General features: G+C 34.4%; 22 protein-coding genes. 6 read left to right on the top strand and 16 right to left on the bottom strand.

Features of this window, described 5'->3' with window-relative positions; translation table 11 throughout:
• Positions 1 to 44: 44 nt before the first annotated feature.
• From EGX70_RS02055 to EGX70_RS02035, 5 genes are all read left to right on the top strand, one after another.
• Positions 45 to 617: a CYTH domain-containing protein gene (locus EGX70_RS02055; protein ID WP_000149081.1), complete on the top strand. Its 573-nt coding sequence runs from the start codon at positions 45 to 47 to the stop codon at positions 615 to 617.
• A 176-nt stretch (positions 618 to 793) separates the two neighbouring features.
• On the top strand, positions 794 to 1,768 hold the full coding sequence (locus EGX70_RS02050; RefSeq protein WP_000840698.1) for a ribose-phosphate diphosphokinase: 975 nt from the start codon (positions 794 to 796) through the stop codon (positions 1,766 to 1,768).
• Positions 1,769 to 1,771: 3 nt separating this feature from the next.
• Positions 1,772 to 2,887, top strand: coding sequence for a cysteine desulfurase family protein (locus EGX70_RS02045; RefSeq protein WP_000639602.1), 1,116 nt, complete (start codon positions 1,772 to 1,774; stop codon positions 2,885 to 2,887).
• Position 2,888: 1 nt separating this feature from the next.
• Positions 2,889 to 3,236 (top strand): DUF1831 domain-containing protein, encoded by a 348-nt coding sequence (locus EGX70_RS02040; protein WP_000863499.1) that lies wholly within the window; start codon positions 2,889 to 2,891, stop codon positions 3,234 to 3,236.
• A gap of 154 nt (positions 3,237 to 3,390) precedes the next feature.
• Complete coding sequence (locus EGX70_RS02035) at positions 3,391 to 4,029, top strand: redox-sensing transcriptional repressor Rex (RefSeq protein ID WP_000605176.1); 639 nt, start codon at positions 3,391 to 3,393, stop codon at positions 4,027 to 4,029.
• A 12-nt stretch (positions 4,030 to 4,041) separates the two neighbouring features.
• Here the strand turns inward: EGX70_RS02035 and radC are convergent, their stop codons facing one another.
• The 5 genes from radC to EGX70_RS02010 all read right to left on the bottom strand — a co-directional run bounded on the left by radC (position 4,042) and on the right by EGX70_RS02010 (position 9,177).
• The gene (gene radC / locus EGX70_RS02030) at positions 4,042 to 4,722 is read right to left on the bottom strand and encodes a DNA repair protein RadC (protein ID WP_000274752.1); all 681 of its coding nucleotides are present in this window, start codon (positions 4,720 to 4,722) and stop codon (positions 4,042 to 4,044) included.
• A gap of 95 nt (positions 4,723 to 4,817) precedes the next feature.
• The gene (locus EGX70_RS02025) at positions 4,818 to 5,951 is read right to left on the bottom strand and encodes an AI-2E family transporter (protein WP_000667241.1); all 1,134 of its coding nucleotides are present in this window, start codon (positions 5,949 to 5,951) and stop codon (positions 4,818 to 4,820) included.
• Positions 5,952 to 6,041: 90 nt separating this feature from the next.
• The gene (locus EGX70_RS02020; protein WP_000989485.1) at positions 6,042 to 7,481 is read right to left on the bottom strand and encodes a 6-phospho-beta-glucosidase; all 1,440 of its coding nucleotides are present in this window, start codon (positions 7,479 to 7,481) and stop codon (positions 6,042 to 6,044) included.
• Between the two features lie 159 nt (positions 7,482 to 7,640).
• Positions 7,641 to 8,255 (bottom strand): SGNH/GDSL hydrolase family protein, encoded by a 615-nt coding sequence (locus EGX70_RS02015; RefSeq protein ID WP_000895129.1) that lies wholly within the window; start codon positions 8,253 to 8,255, stop codon positions 7,641 to 7,643.
• 100 nt (positions 8,256 to 8,355) lie between these two features.
• Entirely contained in the window at positions 8,356 to 9,177 is an 822-nt protein-coding gene (locus EGX70_RS02010) for a Cof-type HAD-IIB family hydrolase (protein ID WP_000598505.1), read from the bottom strand.
• A 624-nt stretch (positions 9,178 to 9,801) separates the two neighbouring features.
• On the opposite strand from EGX70_RS02010, the gene EGX70_RS02000 reads away from it, so the two are divergent.
• Entirely contained in the window at positions 9,802 to 10,731 is a 930-nt protein-coding gene (locus EGX70_RS02000; protein ID WP_001086430.1) for an AraC family transcriptional regulator, read from the top strand.
• 56 nt (positions 10,732 to 10,787) lie between these two features.
• Here the strand turns inward: EGX70_RS02000 and EGX70_RS01995 are convergent, their stop codons facing one another.
• From EGX70_RS01995 to EGX70_RS01945, 11 genes are all read right to left on the bottom strand, one after another.
• On the bottom strand, positions 10,788 to 12,320 hold the full coding sequence (locus tag EGX70_RS01995; protein ID WP_000427431.1) for a ClC family H(+)/Cl(-) exchange transporter: 1,533 nt from the start codon (positions 12,318 to 12,320) through the stop codon (positions 10,788 to 10,790).
• A 108-nt stretch (positions 12,321 to 12,428) separates the two neighbouring features.
• Positions 12,429 to 13,502, bottom strand: coding sequence for a PotD/PotF family extracellular solute-binding protein (locus tag EGX70_RS01990; protein ID WP_001255365.1), 1,074 nt, complete (start codon positions 13,500 to 13,502; stop codon positions 12,429 to 12,431).
• Positions 13,495 to 14,271 (bottom strand): ABC transporter permease, encoded by a 777-nt coding sequence (locus EGX70_RS01985; RefSeq protein WP_000712712.1) that lies wholly within the window; start codon positions 14,269 to 14,271, stop codon positions 13,495 to 13,497. The genes EGX70_RS01990 and EGX70_RS01985 overlap by 8 nt, the downstream gene beginning before the upstream one ends.
• On the bottom strand, positions 14,268 to 15,062 hold the full coding sequence (locus EGX70_RS01980; protein WP_000753812.1) for an ABC transporter permease: 795 nt from the start codon (positions 15,060 to 15,062) through the stop codon (positions 14,268 to 14,270). Before EGX70_RS01980 ends, EGX70_RS01985 begins: the two co-directional genes overlap by 4 nt.
• Positions 15,046 to 16,200, bottom strand: coding sequence for an ABC transporter ATP-binding protein (locus EGX70_RS01975; RefSeq protein ID WP_000184098.1), 1,155 nt, complete (start codon positions 16,198 to 16,200; stop codon positions 15,046 to 15,048). The genes EGX70_RS01980 and EGX70_RS01975 overlap by 17 nt, the downstream gene beginning before the upstream one ends.
• Positions 16,201 to 16,248: 48 nt before the next feature.
• Entirely contained in the window at positions 16,249 to 17,151 is a 903-nt protein-coding gene (gene murB, locus EGX70_RS01970; protein WP_000598027.1) for a UDP-N-acetylmuramate dehydrogenase, read from the bottom strand.
• Positions 17,152 to 17,294: 143 nt separating this feature from the next.
• Complete coding sequence (gene folK / locus EGX70_RS01965; protein WP_000214498.1) at positions 17,295 to 17,783, bottom strand: 2-amino-4-hydroxy-6-hydroxymethyldihydropteridine diphosphokinase; 489 nt, start codon at positions 17,781 to 17,783, stop codon at positions 17,295 to 17,297.
• Entirely contained in the window at positions 17,780 to 18,142 is a 363-nt protein-coding gene (gene folB / locus EGX70_RS01960) for a dihydroneopterin aldolase (protein WP_000358071.1), read from the bottom strand. Before folB ends, folK begins: the two co-directional genes overlap by 4 nt.
• A 1-nt stretch (position 18,143) precedes the next feature.
• The gene (gene folP / locus EGX70_RS01955) at positions 18,144 to 18,947 is read right to left on the bottom strand and encodes a dihydropteroate synthase (RefSeq protein ID WP_000690157.1); all 804 of its coding nucleotides are present in this window, start codon (positions 18,945 to 18,947) and stop codon (positions 18,144 to 18,146) included.
• Positions 18,948 to 18,950: 3 nt separating this feature from the next.
• Positions 18,951 to 19,514 carry a GTP cyclohydrolase I FolE gene (gene folE, locus EGX70_RS01950; protein ID WP_001133588.1) on the bottom strand — a complete coding sequence of 188 codons (564 nt, stop codon included), beginning with the start codon at positions 19,512 to 19,514 and terminating at the stop codon, positions 18,951 to 18,953.
• A gap of 18 nt (positions 19,515 to 19,532) precedes the next feature.
• Positions 19,533 to 20,795 carry a folylpolyglutamate synthase/dihydrofolate synthase family protein gene (locus tag EGX70_RS01945; protein ID WP_000222113.1) on the bottom strand — a complete coding sequence of 421 codons (1,263 nt, stop codon included), beginning with the start codon at positions 20,793 to 20,795 and terminating at the stop codon, positions 19,533 to 19,535.

Here is a 20,795-nt window from a genome sequence, read left to right as displayed (position 1 = left end):
CAACAATTAATATTATACCATATTTAGGAAAAGGAAGTGATAAGATGACACACCTAGAAATTGAATACAAAACTCTATTGAATAAAGACGAATTTAATCGTCTAACAAGCTTATTTTCTCATGTTCAACCTATTACTCAAACCAATTACTATTTTGACACAGAAACATTTGAAATGAAAGCACACCGAATGTCACTTCGTATTAGAACGTTACCTAACCGTGCCGAACTAACACTAAAAATCCCTAGAGAAGTGGGAAATTTAGAGCACAATCATGGCCTTACTTTAGAAGAAGCTAAATATATCGTTAAAAATGGCCAGTTCCCTGAAGATACTGAGATTGCTTCTTTAATCCTTGAAAAGGGAGTTGATCCAACCAAATTAGTTGTCTTTGGACAACTTACAACAACAAGACGAGAGATGGAAACTTCAATCGGCTTAATGGCTCTAGACAGCAATATATATGCTGATATTAAAGATTATGAACTTGAGTTAGAAGTCAAACAACCTAAACAAGGGAAAAGAGATTTCGACCAGTTTTTAAAGGAAAATAATATTAATTTTAAATACGCCAAAAGTAAGGTGGCTAGATTCTCTGCTACTTTAAAGAATAACTAACGTTGAGAGATTGGATTTTCCAATCTCTTTTATAATTCTCATTTAAGCAAGAACTTAAAATCTCATACTATCTCTCCTCAACATTGTTATTGCAAGCATTTTCATGTTTCTTATCGTGAATTTTTTCTATTTTTTTGGTAAACTATTAGTATCAATCTAAAGGAGTCATCTATCTCATGGCAGAACAATACGCCGATAAACAAATCAAACTTTTCTCATTAACCGCTAATAGAGAAATTGCTGAAAAAATTTCCCAAGCTTCAGGAATTCCTTTGGGTAAGATGTCATCACGTCAATTCTCTGATGGCGAAATTATGATTAATATTGAGGAAACGGTGCGCGGTGACGATATCTATATCATCCAATCTACAAGCTTCCCAGTCAATGATAATCTCTGGGAATTACTCATTATGATTGACGCTTGCAAACGTGCAAGTGCTAATACTGTTAACATCGTAGTCCCTTATTTTGGTTACTCTCGTCAGGACCGCATCGCTGCATCTCGTGAACCTATTACTGCAAAATTGGTCGCTAATATGTTAGTTAAAGCTGGAGTTGATCGAGTTCTTACCCTCGACTTACATGCAGTACAAGTACAAGGGTTCTTCGATATCCCAGTTGACAATCTTTTTACTGTCCCACTATTTGCTGAACACTATAATCAACTCGGTCTCTCTGGTGAAGATGTCGTCGTTGTTAGTCCTAAAAATTCTGGAATCAAGCGTGCTCGTAGTTTGGCAGAATACCTTGACTCTCCAATTGCTATCATTGATTATGCACAAGATGATTCTGAACGTGAAGAAGGCTATATTATTGGTGAGGTAGAAGGTAAGAAAGCTATTATTATTGATGATATTTTAAATACAGGAAAAACCTTTGCCGAAGCTGCAAAAATTTTAGAACGTGGTGGAGCAACTGAGATTTATGCTGTTGCTAGTCATGGGCTTTTTGCTGGCGGCGCAGCTGATATTTTAGAGTCTGCACCAATTAGAGAAATTATCGTAACAGACTCTGTTTTATCTAAAGAGCGTATTCCTAGCAATATTAAATATCTGACAGCTAGCCATCTCATTGCAGATGCTATTATCCGTATCCATGAAAGAAAACCTTTAAGTCCATTATTTTCATATCGTTCAGATAAGAAGGATTAATTGATGATTTATTTAGACAATGCTGCTACTACCGCTCTAACCCCATCTGTTATTGAGAAAATGACCAATGTCATGACAAGTAACTATGGTAATCCATCTAGTATACATACCTTTGGGCGTCAAGCAAATCAACTTTTACGTGAATGTCGACAAATTATTGCTGAATATCTAAATGTTAATTCACGTGAAATTATTTTCACTTCTGGGGGAACTGAGAGCAACAATACAGCTATCAAAGGGTATGCTCTTGCAAATCAGCTAAAAGGTAAACATATTATTACCTCTGAAATTGAACATCATTCAGTCCTACATACTATGACTTACTTATCAGAGCGATTTGGTTTTGATATTACTTACTTAAAACCAAACCATGGACAAATTACTGCAAAAGACGTTCAAGAAGCTTTACGAGATGATACTATTATGGTATCTCTCATGTTTGCTAATAATGAAACCGGGGACTTTTTACCAATTCAAGAGATTGGTCAGCTTCTCAGGAACCACCAAGCTGTTTTTCACGTTGATGCCGTTCAAGTCTTTAGCAAAATGGAACTTGATCCTCATTCTTTAGGAATTGACTTTTTAGCTGCTTCTGCCCATAAATTTCACGGTCCAAAAGGTGTTGGGATACTTTACTGTGCTCCCCATCACTTTGATAGTCTACTTCATGGTGGAGACCAAGAGGAAAAAAGGCGTGCTTCAACTGAAAATATAATTGGTATTGCTGGAATGTCTCAAGCTCTTACTGATGCTACGACTAACACCCTTAAAAATTGGACTCACATTAGTCAGCTGAGAACGACCTTTTTAGATGCTATTTCAGACCTTGACTTCTATCTTAATAACGGTCAAGACTGCTTACCTCATGTACTTAATATAGGTTTTCCTGGACAGAATAATGGCTTGTTATTGACACAATTAGATTTAGCTGGATTCGCAGTTTCAACAGGTTCTGCATGTACTGCAGGAACAGTCGAACCTAGCCATGTCTTAACAAGCTTGTACGGAGCCAACTCACCACGTCTAAATGAATCAATACGTATTAGTTTTTCAGAACTAAATACCCAAGAAGAAATTCTTAAATTAGCTAAAACCTTAAGAAAAATTATAGGAGATTAATATGGCATTTGAAAAAGAAATAAATCTTCCAGACTGCAATTACATTTATACTATCAGCCCGAACATTAAAAAATATACCTTACGCGATACTACATTCACTCAAAATCGCTTAGGTAATTATGAATTAGAGCGTCTCCTAGAAACAGTACCTAATTCTGGCGATGGCTTTCCTCTAAAGATTACAATCAATAAAGAACTTTCTGGTTTTAAGCTCTTAATTACTGATAAATCTGGCCTTAGAATAGTAAATATCTTTAAATCTACCGATCATAAAATTCTTCAAGACAAATTTTATTTCTTAATGGACAGCCTTGTTGAGCGTGATATCTTTACGAAAACTGCAAAATAATTTATCGACCACTATTTTTAACATTTTAGTGGTCTTTTTGCGAACCATTTTGTTGTCACTTTCACAATCTTTTTGTACAATAGAGATGTGAAGAATTAAGTTATATAACTAATTCTAAATCGAATAATAAAATTTTTAACAAGGAGATAATTTTGTGATTATGGATAAGTCTATTCCTAAAGCAACTGCTAAACGTTTATCACTGTACTACCGTATTTTTAAACGTTTTAATACTGATGGCATCGAAAAAGCTAGTTCCAAACAAATTGCAGATGCCCTAGGTATCGATTCTGCTACTGTTCGACGTGATTTTTCTTATTTTGGTGAACTAGGACGCCGTGGTTTTGGTTATGATGTCAAAAAACTTATGAACTTCTTTGCAGAAATATTGAACGATCACTCTACAACAAATGTTATGTTGGTGGGATGTGGAAATATCGGTAGAGCTCTCTTGCATTATCGTTTCCACGATCGCAATAAAATGCAAATTTCAATGGCTTTTGATTTAGATAGCAATGATTTAGTTGGTAAAACAACCGAGGATGGCATTCCTGTCTACGGTATTTCGACTATCAATGACCATTTAATAGATAGTGATATTGAAACTGCTATCCTAACAGTACCTAGTACAGAAGCCCAAGAAGTTGCTGACATCTTAGTCAAAGCAGGTATAAAAGGCATCTTGAGTTTTTCTCCAGTTCATTTAACATTACCAAAAGATATCATTGTTCAGTATGTAGATTTAACAAGCGAATTACAAACTTTACTTTATTTCATGAACCAGCAGCGATAAATAGTTCATTATTTATAAAATATCTGCTTCTTCTCGAAAACTATAATATTTATTTTTTCCAACGATGATGTGATCTAGGCAGACAATTCCCAGATGATCACATGATCGTTTTATTTTTTTAGTGAAACTTAAATCACTTTCACTGGGATTTGGAGAACCTGAGGGATGATTATGTATAATAATCAAAGAAGTTGCCATGTTTTTACAAGCATAATGTAGAATTTCTCTTGGCTCTGCTACTGAACGACGTACAGTACCAATAAAAATAGTTCTCTGTTCGATAATACGATTTTGTGTATCCATATAAATAGCTACTAAATGTTCTTGTTTTTTATCCCCTAATTCGAGCATCATTTTCCTCGCTAATTGTTCACTACTTAAAATTTGCTCTTTACGATCATATTCAGCTTTGTGAATCCGTTTTGCTAGTTCTAGCATAGCTTTTATTTCGACGGATTTAACCTGACCGATTCCTTTAATGGATTGCAACTCCTGTAAGGATAATTGACCAAAATCTGCTAAACTGCTTATGTTTTCTAAAATTTGCGTTGAAATTTCAAGAACAGGTTTTTCTTTAATACCTGTACGTAAGAGAATGGCTAATAACTCCTGATTACTCAATCTATCTGCGCCTAAATCAACTAGGCGTTCTCTTGGTAGTAAAGCTTCCTTTTTTAATTCAATATGGTACATAAAACACCTCCAGTCATAATATTCGTAAACCAATCAAAAACTCATGTTTTAAATCAATAAAAAATACTTAGATGAAAAATCTAAGTATTTTTTATTTAACGATAGGTTCGTGCACGATTTCTAAGCGTTTGTCGCTTGATAATATGATCTTTTACAATCTGATAGATAGTAGCTGCAACAGGAACAGCAAGTAACATGCCTAAGATCCCCCATAAAGCACCTCCGATAGTAATAGCCGTTAAAACCCACATAGAAGGCAGTCCAATCGATCCACCGACAACTTTCGGATAAATGACATTTCCCTCAAATTGTTGTAAAAGGATCAAGAAAAGAACAAACAAGAATGCTTCAGTAAGCGATTCAGTAGCAATTAAGATGAAACCGATTGTAACACCAATGTAGGCTCCCACAACCGGTATTAGAGCTGTAAAAGCAACTAAAACCCCAACTGTTAAAGCATAAGGAAATTGGAAAATCAACATACCAATAACCGTCAAACTTCCTAAAATCATAGCTTCTAAAGTTTGGCTTACAAAAAAACCATGGAAACGTTGATGAAGGATATGACGAACGTAATGGAATGTTTTGCCTGTTGAACCTAAATAGGTATCAATTAACAAATTAAATTGACGTCCCAACTGCTCCTTGTTTGCCAAAACGTAAATTGAAAAAATAAAACTAACAAAAACATTCAGAAGTGTTGCCGCAATAGAGGAAACTGAGGTTAGTAAATTTGTTAAAACAGATAAAACTTGCTTCAAAATCTGCTGGCTATAACCACTTAAAGTAGAAACTAAGTCTTTATCTGTTCCCATATAATTTAAAGCCTCAGAAATTTGTTTATTTTCATTGAGATTATTAACCAATTTAGCAAGTGCTCCGGTATCAATAACCAATAAAGAACTCAAACTAGAAATCAAATCTGGAATGACAATTGAAAATAGCCAGACAATTAAACCAATAAAAGTTGCATAGGATAAAATCATAGAAACACTACGCTTGATTGCCATTAATAGTCTAGATCCTTTAAAAAGCTTTATATATAATCGCTCATAGACTGACATTACAATATTAATAATATAGGCAATTCCAGCTCCCATCAAAAAAGGAAATATTGCCTTATGAAGCGTAGTTAAAATATTAGAAACAGCTCCCCAATAAGCCTGTATAGCATAGCAAATAGCAAATGTTATGACAACATAATAGACCTGCCGTTTTTCAAATTTCATGAAATCTCCTTATTAATCTTAATTTCTTTCAATTATTATACACTATTTTATGAAAGAGAAAAAGAGAGTTAACAGTTATTAGTCTGCTCTTTATTCTATTTGACTGCCATTACTTGCAATAACCTTCTTGTACCAATAAAACGATTTTTTCTTGTAACGCTTGAGTGTTCCCTCTCCTTTATTATTGCGATCAACATAAATGAAACCATAGCGTTTTTCCATTTCACCAGTTCCTGCAGATACTAAATCAATACATCCCCATGTAGTATAGCCAATTAGATTAACACCATCTACATATATAGCATCTCTCATTGCAGCAATGTGCTGACGGAGGTAATCAATACGATAATCATCTTCTACGTAACCATTCTCATCAGGAATATCTACTGCTCCAAGTCCATTTTCAACAATAAACATCGGTTTTTGATAACGATCCCAGATAGCATTTAAGGTAATGCGTAATCCAAGCGGATCAATTTGCCATCCCCATTCAGAAGATTTCAAGTAAGGATTCTTAAGAGATGCGAAAATATTTTCTTGAACCTGTTCACTGACAGTTGGATTACCTGAAGCTACTCGGCTTGAATAGTAAGAAAATGAAATAAAATCAACCGTATAGTCTCTTAACAAAGCAAGATCTTCTGCTGTCATTTGAATTGAAATACCTAAATGCTCAAAATATTTTTTAGCATAATTAGGGTATTTGCCACGCGTTTGCACATCAATAAAAAAATAATTTTCTCTATTTTTTTGCATCGAAGCCCAATAATCTTGTGGATGACACGTATTTGGATAGTATTGACCTGCAGCTAACATACATCCGATTTGATTATTTGGATCAACTTCATGAGCAATTTTTACTGCAATAGCCGAAGCCACTAACTCATGGTGAGCTGCTTGATATTTAATTTGCTCTTGATTTTCACCATCTTCAAAATATAAGCCAGCGCCCATAAAAGGAGCGTGTAAAATCATATTGATTTCGTTAAAGGTCAACCAATATTTAACTAACCCCTTAAAACGAGTAAATAAAGCTCGTACAAGGCGCTCATAAAAACCAATCATTTTACGGCTCCGCCACCCACCGTAATGTTTAATAAGGTAGATAGGACAGTCAAAATGTGTGATGGTTACCAAAGGTTCAATACCATACTTACGACACTCTTTAAAAATATTTTCATAAAACCGAAGACCAGCTTCATTTGGATATAGCTCATCACCCTTTGGAAAAATACGCGTCCATGCTATTGACATACGATAGGTTTTGAAACCCATTTCTGCAAGTAATGCAAGGTCTTCTTTATAATGATGATAAAAATCTATTGATTCTTTTGCTGGATAAAAGTATCCTTCCTCAAAATCAAACATTTTCTTTTGTCCTGAAATAATTGCAAATCGATCTTCTCCAGTAGGAACAACATCTACATTTGCTAGGCCACGTCCATCAACATTGTAAGCTCCTTCACATTGATTGGCAGCAGTTGCCCCGCCCCATAAAAAACCTTTTGGAAATACTTGTTTTACCATCATTTACCCCTCTTGTTTTTTCTTATCATAATATTAAAAAAGACCAGTTACTGACATTGATTCGCCAAATACTGGTACTATCCGTGACATGAACTTTCTACTTAGAAGGTCTTTTCACTAATTCTGTGTATTTAAATACTTAAAAATAGTATCTAAACACTTTTAAAGGTGGAGTTTTATCGTTTCAGAAATTTTAGCATAGGCTTGATCTGTTAGGTGCAAACCATCTTTTGTAAAACTGCTAGCAAGCTGACCTTTTTCGTCAACTAATAAATCATACAATTCAATATAATTAATGCCAGAAATTACTGATAAGGTTTTGTTTAAAGCTTTTATTGCTTGATTATTTCTTACCTTGACACGCTCTATATAGTCATCTTCTTCACTAACAGGTAAAACACTCAGTATATTAATCTCTGTCATATAAGATTCCGCACGAATTTCTGCAATTATATCCGTGATATTAGCTATGATTTCTGACTGTGAATGCCCTAAACCAATATCATTTGTTCCAATTAAAATAAATACTTTGGATGGTAATAGTTCCCATACTTGGGTTCTCAAGTTTTCTAAAAGCCAATAAGTATCTGATCCTGCTACTCCTCTATTAACTAAAGGATAGTCACGTCCTAAATGTTTTTTTAAAGGAAAAAACTCAACGATAGAATCTCCTGTGAAAACAATGGCACCTTCTTGTACTGTCTGATTGTTAATCTCAAAAAACTGTTCTCGTTTCATTTGATAATCTCTTAAAGCTTTGTCAATAACTTCTAACATCGTTCTCCTTCATTCTTAAATATTTCTCTAGGCTTTCTTGTATTATAACAAAATTTCACCTGAGAATTGAATAGTATGCTTCGTGAAAAGCTACGTGGTTCTATTCATTATCACTCATCTTGTGAAGAAAGTTCTCTATCGTTTCTAACACACCATCTTGATCGTTACTAACTGTTTGATATTTAGCAATAGCTTTAATTTCTTCTGGCGCATTTGACATAGCGTAAGAAATATTTGCTGCTCTCAACATTTCCACATCATTGCCCCCATCACCAAAAACCATCACTTGATCCTGTTTCAATCCCCACTTTTCAAGGAGAATAGCGATACCATCCGCTTTATTGACATCAGCTGGTAAGACATCGATACAACCAAAACCACTAGAGGTCAATCTGATATGATGATTTTTAAAGTGTTCACTAATATCTAACAACATCTCAGAAACAAGATTTTCATTTACCCAAAGTGTCATTTGAAAATATCGGTCATCATCTAAGGGCAGCAAATGGTCTTTATAGATAAAATTAGGCATATAGTATTCTAATTCAGTCCGCCTATTAATAGGAGTTCTTCGCTCAAGGTATGAACGTTTTTCACCAGATAAGCTGATGAGTGTCTCAGGATAGTTCTGATATAAATAGGATAAAACAGCTGCAACTGTATCATTAGATAAATAAGTTTCTTTTAGTAATGTGCCATCTTGGTCAATGACACGACCACCATTTTCAGCGACGTAGGCGATACGATTAGGGTATTCCAAAAAGTTTAACAACAATTGATCGTATAAATTACCACTAGCAGCTACAAATTTAATATCATACTTCTCCATCAACGTTAATAAAGAAGAAAACCGTGCTTTATCATAAGTTTTATCTGAGCGTAGAAAAGTTCCATCCATATCTGTTGCTATTACTTTAATCATACAAGTAACCTTTGCCTTTCAAGAGGGTGCCAAATATCTCAATATGTTCTTTCATTATATCACATATAAACCAAAAAGATTTGATACCTGATACGTCAACGGTTCTATTAATTAAGTTAAATTTTGTTTCAGAGATTAAATCGACTTTTACCTATACTTATCTCCATACTATCAGAGCTTGTTTAACATAATGATTTACTGAAGAGTTTTCTTATTGTTGAGTTGAATAATAGATTCGTAACTATTACAATAGTCATAATAAAATATTTGAGATTCGAAATTGCTATACGTGTTTTTGAGAGACCTAACATTATTTTTTTTCACATAGTTATTCTGTTTGGAAAAAATAAATAATTGAGTATATTAATAAATTTGGTCATATTAATACAACAAAAAATCCTTACATGAGATAAGGAGATTAAACGACCCTGTAAGGATTTTGAAGTTATTAGAAACACTCTAAGCAAAAATTTTAAAGCGTTTTCTCTATGACTTATATTATATGTCATGTTCCTATACAAAACTTACACTATCCTTTCAAAAAATAATACTATCCTACGAAACCCATTTTTTGATAGTTTTCTGTTATAATAATACTATCCTACGATTTTAGAAAGAAAAATGATGAACTCACTTGATAATTTACTATCACATAATTTAGAAGATAACCGGCATTTATTACCCTATGAACACATGCATACTGAGGTTAGAAATGGTTACCCTGACATTTTATTTCACTGGCATCCGGAACTTGAAATTTCATATGTCCACGAGGGGACCGCACGTTATCACATCGATTATGATTTTTTTAATAGCCAATCTGGTGATATTATCTTGATCCGTCCAAATGGTATGCATTCTATTCATCCGATTGAAAATAAAGAGCATATCACAGATAGCATTAAATTTCACTTAGATTTAATAGGATATTCTATTGTAGACCAAGTTAGCCTTCGTTATTTACAACCGTTGCAGACTAGCTCTTTTAAGTTTATTCAATGTATCAAACCTAGTATGACAGGATATAATGATATCAAAAATTGTTTGTTTGATATTTTTAATATTTCAAAAGAAGAAAATCGACATTTTGAGCTACTCCTAAAAGCTAAATTAAACGAACTCTTGTATTTACTCTATTATCATCAATATGTCATTAAAAAACATACTGATGATACCTACAGAAAAAATGAGAGAATTCGTGATCTGATTGATTATATTAATAATAATTACCAGCAAAATCTTACCATTGAATTTTTAGCTGATTATATGGGGTATAGTAAGACACATTTTATGACCGTATTTAAACAGCATACTGGAACATCCTGTACAGAATTTATCATACAAGTTCGTCTTAATAAAGCTAGTGAGCATCTTATTAACTCCACTACGGCCATTATTGATATTGCCAACAGCGTTGGTTTTAATAATCTATCAAATTTTAATCGCCAATTTAAACGCTATTATCATACAACTCCTCGCCAGTACCGCAAACAATTTACCAACAAAAAAGACGGTAGTACGCTTGTCTATAGAAATATAAATACAAAAAAATAGAAACTAGTTAAATCCATGACTAGTTTCTATTTTTTATTATTTAAGCGTTAATTAGTTTACATCAGCTGCTCACGTACTTCTTTAATTTCCGATTCATTCACAACTAAAAAAATGGTGTCACCAGCATTCAAGATAGTATTTCCTGATACTACAGCCGATGTCTTATGATGAATTTGAGTCGTTATTAGCACATTTTCTGGTAATTCTAAATCTCGGACATACTTTCCTGATATTTTATCTGAAACAGTTAATTCAATCAATGTAGGTGTCATTACTTTATCTTTTGGATTGAAGGTCATTTTAGCCAACATCGCTTCATAAATAGGTTCTCCCTTTAATAAATCCATGACAATATAAGATACCATTGTTACAATTCCAATAGCCATTAATTGTTTTAAATCGCCAACCATTTCTGTAACCAAAATCATAGCTGTTAGTGGTGCTTTTGAGATTGCACCAAAATAGCCCGCCATTCCTAGAACAACAAATAAAGATATCTGCTGATGAGATATTATACCAAAGTACTGCATACCTACTGCAAAAAAAGCACCTGCTAAAGATCCTAAAGCTAGAATTGGTAAAAAAATTCCTCCTGGCAAGCCACTACTGTAACTCAACATACTCCATAAAAAACGAATGAGGAAAAATAATCCTAACATCATCAGACTAAGATTACTCCTAGGCAGTGATACAATTAAGCCATTTCCACCCCCCAATAATTGTGGGAAATAGTAACCAATAGGAAGAATAAAAATTACCGCTAATATACCATATAGGTGAGATGGTAGATGAAATAGTTTACCTAAATAATCATAGATCACATGAAATCTCAAAATTACCCACTCATAGATAAAGCCTAAGATACCCAAAAAGAGACCCATGAGTAAAAAAATCCAATAAAAGTTGAGATTTAAAGATGGTAATTCTGATGGTAAAGCTAAAACTGGGGTTAAACCAAAGATATTAAGTGAGACAAAGTTTGCCACTAAACTTGCTACCAAAGCTGTTATCCAAACTAAGCGAGAAAAATGATGGTAAATTTCTTCAACTACAAATAAAAGGCCTGCAATAGGAGCATTGAAGGCTGCTGAAAGACCTGCTGCTGCACCACTAGCAATTAAAACACGTTTTTCCATTCGACTAGCATTGAGATACTGTGCAATTCCCTTACCTGTCATAGCTCCTAACTGAATACTGGGACCTTCGCGACCAAGCATAAGTCCCGAAGAAATAGCTAAAATACCCGCAATGAATTTCTTCCATACAATACTAAACCAGTCTGGCGATAGCATTCCTTTAAGTTCACCTTCAACATGCGGGATACCTGAACCTTTAATATCAGGATCAGATTTGATAAAAAAACCTATTATCACTGCAGCGATAATACTAGTAACCGTAATGCTCAATAAAATAATTGGTTGATAATGGGCACTTTTATAAAGTTCCATAACAACTAAAAAAATTTTTTCAATCGCTAATCGAAATATGCTGACAACAAATCCTGATATTAAGCCTACTACTATTCCTCTCCAAACAAATCCCAGAATTGATTCAAGTGAAAACTGAAATTCATTTTTATGATTTTCCATATTTTCCTCCTTTTCTTACAATTATTTTAACAAAAATATCACAAACTTTCTAGGAACTCTTGGTAACTAAAAATACCTCTCATCAGAGAAGTACTTTTAGTTAATAGATTACTTACGATACATTTTAAATTGTAAGTACAAATCATTATAAATACCAAGCCATTTTTGACCCAAGTTATTATAAACTTCTAAATGATCAATTGTTTTATCAGGAGGATAAAATGCTTTATCATTTTTGATATCTGCTGGTAACAGCGCTTTTGCTTTGAGATTAGGGGTCGCATAACCAATATATTCTGCATTTTGTGCCGCATTTTTAGGTTCCATCATGAAATTAATAAAGGCATAAGCTTCTTTGCGATGCTTTACTGTTTTGGGGATTACAATATTATCAAACCAAAGGTTCGATCCTTCACTAGGAACAACGTAATGCAAATGCTTGTTCCCATCAAGCATTTCTCGTGCTTCTCCAGAGAATGTAACACCAATCGCTGCATCTCCCTGAATCATATAGCCTTTCATCTCATCAGCAACAATAGCCTTAACGTTTGGTGTTAGAGCATCTAACTTTTTAGAAGCGGCTTTTAATTCTGATATGTTCTTTGTATTCAATCCATATCCCAAGGAATTTAAACCAACTCCAATAACCTCACGTGCACTATCAACTAGCATGATTTTATTTCGAAACTCTGGACGCCATAAATCATCCCAATGTTTAGGAGGAGTTTTAACTAATTGATCATTATAAACAATCCCAACAGTTCCCCAAAAATAAGGAATCGAATATTTATTTTTAGGATCGAAACTCAAATTTTTAAACCTAGCTCCAATAGCATCCCAATTAGCTATCTTTGAATGATCAAGTTTAACCAGAAGGTTTTCTTTTATCATTTTGTCAATCATATAATCACTAGGTACAGCAATATCATATGTCGTCCCACCCTGCTTAATTTTGGTGTGCATAGCCTCATTAGAGTCAAACGTTTCGTATTGTACTTCAATTCCAGTTTCTTTTGTAAATTTTTTTAATAAGGCTGGATCAATATAGTCTCCCCAGTTATAAATAACTAACTTATCTGAGTTAGGTGTTGAACTACTCTTCTTTTCTAAGTAAGTGGTTAAACCAAAGAGGATCAGGATAACAAGAATAATACCGCCTAAAAAGGAATAAACTCTACGCATTCTTTTCTCCCTTCTCTTTCGAAATATAGTAATAACCAATTACCAATAAAATACTAAATAAAAAGACAATAGTTGACAAGGCATTAATTTCCAATGATATACCGCGACGTGCGCGTGAATAGATTTCTACTGAAAGCGTTGAAAAGCCATTACCTGTAACAAAGAAAGTAACCGCAAAATCATCTAGCGAGTAAGTGAAAGCCATAAAGAAACCTGAAATAATACCCGACGACAAATAGGGTAACATAACTTCTTTAAGCATTTGCCAAGTTGAAGCTCCTAAATCATAGGAAGCATTAATCATATCATCATTCATTTCTTTTAAACGAGGTAAGACCATTAAAACAACAATAGGAATAGAGAATGCAACATGGCTCAATAATACAGAAGTGAAACCTAACTGTAAACCAATAACAGTAAATACTAAGAGAAAACTTGCACCAATCATAACATCTGGTGCTACTAAAAGGATATTATTAAGCGATAAAATAGAGGTTTGATGTCTACGTCTTACCTGATAAATCCAAATAGCTCCAAAGGTACCAATAATTGTAGCTAATAAGGCGCTAAGAAAAGCCAAAAAGAATGTTTGCACTAAAATTAGCATTAAGCGGCTATCCTGAAACAGTTCTCCATAGTGACTAAAGGTGAATCCAGTAAAAGAATTCATATCCCCACCTTTATTGAAAGAATAAAAAATCAAATAAATAATAGGAATATAAAGGATAATAAAAACAAGTGCTAAATAGATATTTGCGAATTTTTTCATGCTTTCCTCTCCTTTGTTAACCACATAATAGCAACCATCACTAAAATTAAAATAACCCCTATGGTTGAGCCCATACCTTTATTTTGTGTGATTAAAAAATGTTGTTCTATGGCTGTCCCTAAAGTAATAACTCGATTACCACCAATAAGACGCGTAAGCATAAAGAGACTTAAACTAGGAATAAAGACAGATTGTACACCTGCTCTTACACCATTCAGAGATAGAGGAAATATAACCTTCTGAAAAGTTTGCCATGCATTTGCACCCAAGTCATCACTTGCATAAATGAGATTTTGATCAATATCATCCAAGGCATTAAAAATGGGTAATAACATAAACGGTAATTCAATGTAAGCTGCTACAAAAAGAAATGAAAAATCTGTAAATAGAATCTGTTTTGGGCCGATACCTATAAAGGTTAAGAAGGCGTTAATTCCCCCTTGTTGACCAAATATCCCCATAAAAGCATAGGCTTTTAACAAAAGATTAATCCATGTTGGCAAAATAACTAGCATTAGCCATAATTGCTTGTGTTTTAATTTTGTAAGCAAATAAGCAGCTGGATAGCTAATCAAAAGCGTTATGAAACTAACGATGCCTGCATATAGGACCGAGTTAAAGCTCATTTTAAGATAGGTTCCTGAGCTAAAAAACGTCTGGTAATTAGCTAAAGTAAAGTGCCCATTAATATCAAAGAACGAGTTCCAAGCAATCAAAGCAACAGGTGCTAATACAAATAAGAATAACCAAGCCATATAAGGAATTGAAAATAGACTAGAGGTTTTCTTCATTTCTCTCCTCCTCGATAGCATTGATTAAACCATCTTCATGATCGTCAGTGTCTACATATTCTTCAATGCGCGCATCAAATTCTTCTTCTGTTTCATTAAGACGCATAATATGTATATCTTCTGGAGTGAAATCTAACCCAATAACTTCACCCTCAATAGCTTTACGAGTTGAATGAATCATCCATTCATTACCTAAATCATCATAAGCAATAATTTCATAGTGGACACCTCGAAAAAGTTGTGTGTCCACTTTAACTTGAAGTTTTCCTTCATCGGGTAGGGTAATTTGAAGATCTTCTGGACGAATAACTACTTGGACTGATTCATTAGGGCGCATACCGCCATCAACAGCCTCAAAGCGCTTACCGTTAAATTCAACCAAATAATCCTCAATCATCTTGCCAGATAAGATATTTGATTCACCTATAAAAGTTGCTACAAAATGATTGATAGGTTCATCGTAGATATCTACTGGTGTTCCTGATTGAACAATTTCACCTTCATTCATGACGAAAATCCAATCACTCATTGCCAACGCTTCTTCTTGATCATGTGTGACAAAAACAAAGGTAATTCCTAAACGTTGTTGCAGTTCGCGCAATTCATATTGCATCTCTGTACGCAATTTCAAATCCAATGCTGATAAGGGTTCATCTAGTAAGACTACTTTAGGTTGATTGATGATAGCACGCGCTATCGCAACACGCTGGCGTTGTCCTCCTGATAATTTTTGAATAGCTCGCTTTTCAAACCCTTCTAAACGAACCATTTTTAGAGTTTCTTGAACACGTTTTTGAATTTCTTTCTTATCCATTTTTTTCAACTTTAATGGAAAAGCAACGTTTTCAAAAACCGTCATATGTGGAAACAAAGCATAGTTTTGGAAAACGGTATGAACATCCCGTTTATTAGTGGGAACATCATTGATGCGTTTCCCATCTAAGTAAATATCGCCTGTACTCGCCTCTAGCAAACCTGCAATAATATTTAAGATAGTTGATTTACCACTTCCTGAGGCCCCTAATAAGGTGTAAAATTTACCTTCTTCAAGTTCAAAATTAATATCTTTTAAGACAACCGTGTTGCTGTCTTCGAATACCTTTGATACATTTTTAAATGCAATGATTGGGTTAGTCAATTCTCATAAATCCTCCATTTTTCTGACTAAAGTAAGTACTAAACTACTTTATAATAGCGACTCACCGATAATACGAACTTCTGGTTCCAAATGGACACCTGAAGTTGATTCAACGGTGTTAATAACATGTTCAATAAGATTTTCATAATCTTGAGCTGAACCTTCTGCAATGTTAACCATAAAACCAGCATGTTTTTGACTAACCTCTACTCCACCAATACGTTGACCTTTAAGATGTGCTTCGCTAATGAGTTGCCCTGCAAAATGTCCTGGAGGACGTTTGAACACAGAACCACAAGAAGGGTATTCTAAAGGTTGTTTCAGCTCACGGAGATAGGTTAAACGATCCATTTCCTGAGTAATCATGAGATGATCTCCTGGTTTTAAGGCAAACTTAGCTGATATAACAATATCTCCACTCTCTTGAATGACAGAATGACGATAACCAAATTGCATATTCCTAGCTTCAATCGTTTTGAGTTCACCCTGTGGTGTCAAAACTTGTGCAGACAATAAAATATGAGCAATTTCACCACCGTAAGCGCCAGCATTCATAAAGACTGCTCCACCTACACTTCCAGGAATTCCGCAAGCAAACTCAAAGCCAGTTAAACTATGATAACGTGCAATACGAGTTGTTTCAATGAGATTAGCTCCTGCTTCTGCTTCAATAACATAACCGTTGACTGTAACAGTTGACAGTTTATCAAACATGATAACAAAACCACGGATACCACCATCTCTAACGATAATATTACTCGCATTTCCTAAAACCATCCAAGGAATATTTTGACTGTTAGCAAACTTAACAATACGCGATAGTTCAAGGCGATTCCTTGGGAATGCAAGATAATCAGCAGGTCCTCCTACTTTAGTATAAGTATATTTCTTTAAAGGCTCATCAAAGCGAATATCGAGACCTTCTAATTCTTTTTGTATTGTTTTAATCATAACCTTTATCTCAATTCTGTTTTATTGTGTTTTATAGACACAAAAAATCGGCATAAAACCGATTTCTATTATACCAAAAATATAGGTTGTTGACGATACATTATCACAATTTCTGTGTATTTTAATTTTAAAATCCTAACTGACTATTCGACTGGCTTGAAATAATGAACTTCTCCTAAATTCAATTTTTCGAGATAGTCTTCTAGCTTAGAACCATTAGGTAAACTTAGTTGAGGTGCTATTTCGAGTAACGGAACTAAAACAAATGCTCGCTTCGTCATATACGGATGGGGTACTACTAAATCTTCTTGGTTAATCACTTGATTACCAAAAAGTAAGATATCAATATCTATTGTCCTTGGACCCCAGTGCTCATGTCTCACGCGCTTTAAGCGTTTTTCGATTTCTTGACAATAATCCAATAATTCAAAAGGTGCTAAGTCTGTCTCTACCTGACAACATATATTAAAAAAATCTTCTTGGTTAGTATTCCCCCAAGCAGCTGTTTCATAAATAGCGGAAATTTGCGCGACTTTTGTCTTTTGCAAATGATCAATTGAAAAGAGAGCCTGCTTCAGAAAAGTTTCTCTATCACCAATATTACTACCTAAACTCAAGTAAACGGTTGTCATGCTCGCTTGCGCTCCAATTCAATTCCAACTGATTCATAGTGCCCATTAATTGGTGGATTGTCTTTTGTAATCTTTAATGTAATAGCTTGTACTGGATGAAACTGTAAGAAAATATCTTCAACAATAACACCTGCTAATTTCTCTATTAATTGATACTGTTCGTTTTCAACATGATTTTTAATACAGTCAAAAACTTCACCATAATGAACCGTATCAATTAAATCATCAGTTTGTGATGCTTTTGCCAAATCAAGTGATAGAACAGCATCAACTTGAAAAACTTGCCCCAATGTTTGTTCTTCCGAAAAAGCACCATGATAACCATAAAACCGACATTTATTTAAATAAATCTTATCCATATTACACCAACTGACTAATTACTGTCACAATGTCCTTATTTACTTCAACATTGTGAACACGTACAATCTGACACCCCTTTGCTATTGCCCATGCCGATAAAGCAGCAGTCCCCATATCACGTTCAGTTACTTCCCTATTACCACCTAGAAGATAATTAACAGTACGTTTTCGAGAGATCCCAAATAACACAGGATAACCTAAATCACACACTTGTTCCAAACCTTTTAATAGTTCTAAATTTTGCTCCTCTGTTTTAGCAAAACCAAAGCCAGGATCTATCCAAATATTATCCTTTGAAACACCTGCTTCTAAAGCACGCTCTGCTCTTTCAAGTAAGAATTCACAAACTTCTTTTTTGATATCTTGATAAACAGCTTCTTCCTGGTTATGCATCAAAATAATTGGAACATTTCGTTCTGCTGCTAAAGATAGCATTTTACCATCATATAAACCTGACCAAACGTCATTTAAAATATGTACACCTGCATCAAGGGCTGCTTGAGCTACCTCTGTTTTATAAGTATCTATTGATAACAAAAGATCAGGGTAGACCTCTCTAATAGCTTTAATCATTGGAACTACACGTTTAATTTCTTCTTCAGCAGTCACAAATACTGCACCTGGCCGCGTTGATTCTCCCCCAATATCTACAATTGCCACCCCTTGTTCAAGCATCTCACCAACTTGATTTAAAGCTGAATCAATTGTGGTATAAGAACCACCATCTGAGAAGGAATCAGGCGTTACATTTAAAATCCCCATGATACAAGCTTTACCTGTAATATCATATTGTCCTATTTTCATCTTTTATCCTTTTTGTATTAGCGATAGAATTTCTTGTCTTTCATATCGATCGTCCTTGTATAAACCACGAGCTACCGTTGTAATCGTCTTACTTCCTGGTTTTTTAATGCCACGCATTGTCATGCACATATGCTCTGCTTCTATCATAACAAAAATACCTTTAGGCGCCAAAGCATCCTCTAAAGCTTGTGCAACTTGTGCTGTTAAACGTTCCTGAAGTTGAGGACGCTTACTCGCCACTTCAACTGCACGTGCAAGCTTACTAAGTCCAGTAACACGTCCATCGTTCGGTAAATAAGCAATATGAGCTTTACCATAAAAAGGAACCAAATGATGTTCACACATGGAATAGAATGGAATATCCTTGACAATCACAACCTCTTCATGATTTTCAGAAAAGACTGCAGTGAATTGCTCCTTTGGATCTTGATTAAGTCCTGAGAACATTTCTATATACATTTTTGCCACACGCTTCGGTGTATCTTTCAATCCTTCTCGATTAGGATTTTCTCCTAAAGCCTCTAAAAATTGATAAATAGCTTTTTCCATTTTTTCTTGATTGGGCATTAATTTATCCTATCCTTTTTAAGTTGTTGTAGTTTTGATTAATAGTAGTTCCCGACGAACTTGAGAAATAAAATAAAGGGAGCCAGTAATCACATAGAAATCTTTATCTGATGTCAGATTTATATCATGTAGCCATTTCTTCCAATCACTAACTCTAGTGTACGCTTTAGGATATTTGTCTAGGCTTATTGATTTAGGGTAATCAAAGCTAGTAACCGAAACCGGAGCGATACTAGACAATGATTCTAACATACTCTCTATCGGTTTAGTATTAATTGCAGCAAATAGAATATGCACGTTTTTCTGCTGATATTTTTTTATAACTTGAACGAGAGCATCGACACTTTCATTATTATGAGCACCATCAATCATTACATTTGGAAAGATTAATTCTGTACGGCCTACCCATTTTGTCATTTCAAGCCCATCTTTAATGGTCTGTAGGGTTAACTTTGGATATTTGTCTCTTAATAATAAACTGGTAGTTATAGCTATGCTAGCATTGGAAACTTGGTGATGTCCTGGCATTTGCAACTGAATATGATCAATATTTGCTTGAGGACCTATATAGTTAAAATAATTTTCCTCTTCTTTTATATAAAAGTCATTGTGTAAACGATAAGTCTGGCTGTGTGTTTCCTTGGCTTTTATTTGAAAGACTTCTTCAACATCCTGACGATCATTAGCATATACGAATGGAACTCCTTTTTTTAAAACACCTACTTTTTGCTCAGCTATATCTACATAAGTTCGTCCTAAAACCTCCTGATGATCTAATCCAATTGACGGACAAGTAACCGCTAAAGCCTTGAACATGTTGGTAGAATCATAATAACCGCCCATTCCAGCCTCAATAATGACGATATCAACCGGACAGCTATTGCCAAAGTAATAGAACATCAAAACTGTTATAACTTCAAATTCTGTAGCTGGTTCTAGGTTGGTCTCAAGGTGCAACCGTTCAACAACTGGACGAACAGTTTCAACAAGTTTGATAAAATCAGACTCTGGAATCATTTGACCATCAATGCTAATACGCTCTCTAAAGTCAACAATATACGGTGATGTAAATGTTCCAACTTGATAACCAGAATTGGTAAAAATATGTTGTAAATAACTAGTTGTTGATCCTTTACCATTCGTTCCAACAACATGAATGGCAGATAGGTTGTTTTGAGGGTTTCCCAACTGCTCTAGCATCCATCTCATACGTTCCAAACCTGGTTTAATACCAAAAGCTAATTTGCTATGAATCCATTCTAGCGCTTCTTGATAAGTCAT

It is taken from the genome of Streptococcus sp. FDAARGOS_522 (assembly GCF_003812445.1).
Taxonomy (GTDB): Bacteria; Bacillota; Bacilli; order Lactobacillales; family Streptococcaceae; genus Streptococcus; species Streptococcus agalactiae.
Note: the sequence above shows the minus strand (reverse complement) of the source record. Positions and strands in the feature narration are given on the sequence as shown.

Coding starts and splice junctions, on each gene's coding strand:
- EGX70_RS02055 (WP_000149081.1), top strand. CDS start 45: ATGACACACCTAGAAATTGAATACAAAACTCTATTGAATAAAGACGAA.
- EGX70_RS02050 (WP_000840698.1), top strand. CDS start 794: ATGGCAGAACAATACGCCGATAAACAAATCAAACTTTTCTCATTAACC.
- EGX70_RS02045 (WP_000639602.1), top strand. CDS start 1,772: ATGATTTATTTAGACAATGCTGCTACTACCGCTCTAACCCCATCTGTT.
- EGX70_RS02040 (WP_000863499.1), top strand. CDS start 2,889: ATGGCATTTGAAAAAGAAATAAATCTTCCAGACTGCAATTACATTTAT.
- radC (WP_000274752.1), bottom strand. CDS start 4,722: ATGTACCATATTGAATTAAAAAAGGAAGCTTTACTACCAAGAGAACGC.
- EGX70_RS02025 (WP_000667241.1), bottom strand. CDS start 5,951: ATGAAATTTGAAAAACGGCAGGTCTATTATGTTGTCATAACATTTGCT.
- EGX70_RS02020 (WP_000989485.1), bottom strand. CDS start 7,481: ATGATGGTAAAACAAGTATTTCCAAAAGGTTTTTTATGGGGCGGGGCA.
- EGX70_RS02015 (WP_000895129.1), bottom strand. CDS start 8,255: ATGTTAGAAGTTATTGACAAAGCTTTAAGAGATTATCAAATGAAACGA.
- EGX70_RS02010 (WP_000598505.1), bottom strand. CDS start 9,177: ATGATTAAAGTAATAGCAACAGATATGGATGGAACTTTTCTACGCTCA.
- EGX70_RS02000 (WP_001086430.1), top strand. CDS start 9,802: ATGAACTCACTTGATAATTTACTATCACATAATTTAGAAGATAACCGG.
- EGX70_RS01995 (WP_000427431.1), bottom strand. CDS start 12,320: ATGGAAAATCATAAAAATGAATTTCAGTTTTCACTTGAATCAATTCTG.
- EGX70_RS01990 (WP_001255365.1), bottom strand. CDS start 13,502: ATGCGTAGAGTTTATTCCTTTTTAGGCGGTATTATTCTTGTTATCCTG.
- EGX70_RS01985 (WP_000712712.1), bottom strand. CDS start 14,271: ATGAAAAAATTCGCAAATATCTATTTAGCACTTGTTTTTATTATCCTT.
- EGX70_RS01980 (WP_000753812.1), bottom strand. CDS start 15,062: ATGAAGAAAACCTCTAGTCTATTTTCAATTCCTTATATGGCTTGGTTA.
- murB (WP_000598027.1), bottom strand. CDS start 17,151: ATGATTAAAACAATACAAAAAGAATTAGAAGGTCTCGATATTCGCTTT.
- folK (WP_000214498.1), bottom strand. CDS start 17,783: ATGACAACCGTTTACTTGAGTTTAGGTAGTAATATTGGTGATAGAGAA.
- folB (WP_000358071.1), bottom strand. CDS start 18,142: ATGGATAAGATTTATTTAAATAAATGTCGGTTTTATGGTTATCATGGT.
- folP (WP_000690157.1), bottom strand. CDS start 18,947: ATGAAAATAGGACAATATGATATTACAGGTAAAGCTTGTATCATGGGG.
- folE (WP_001133588.1), bottom strand. CDS start 19,514: ATGCCCAATCAAGAAAAAATGGAAAAAGCTATTTATCAATTTTTAGAG.
- EGX70_RS01945 (WP_000222113.1), bottom strand. CDS start 20,795: ATGACTTATCAAGAAGCGCTAGAATGGATTCATAGCAAATTAGCTTTT.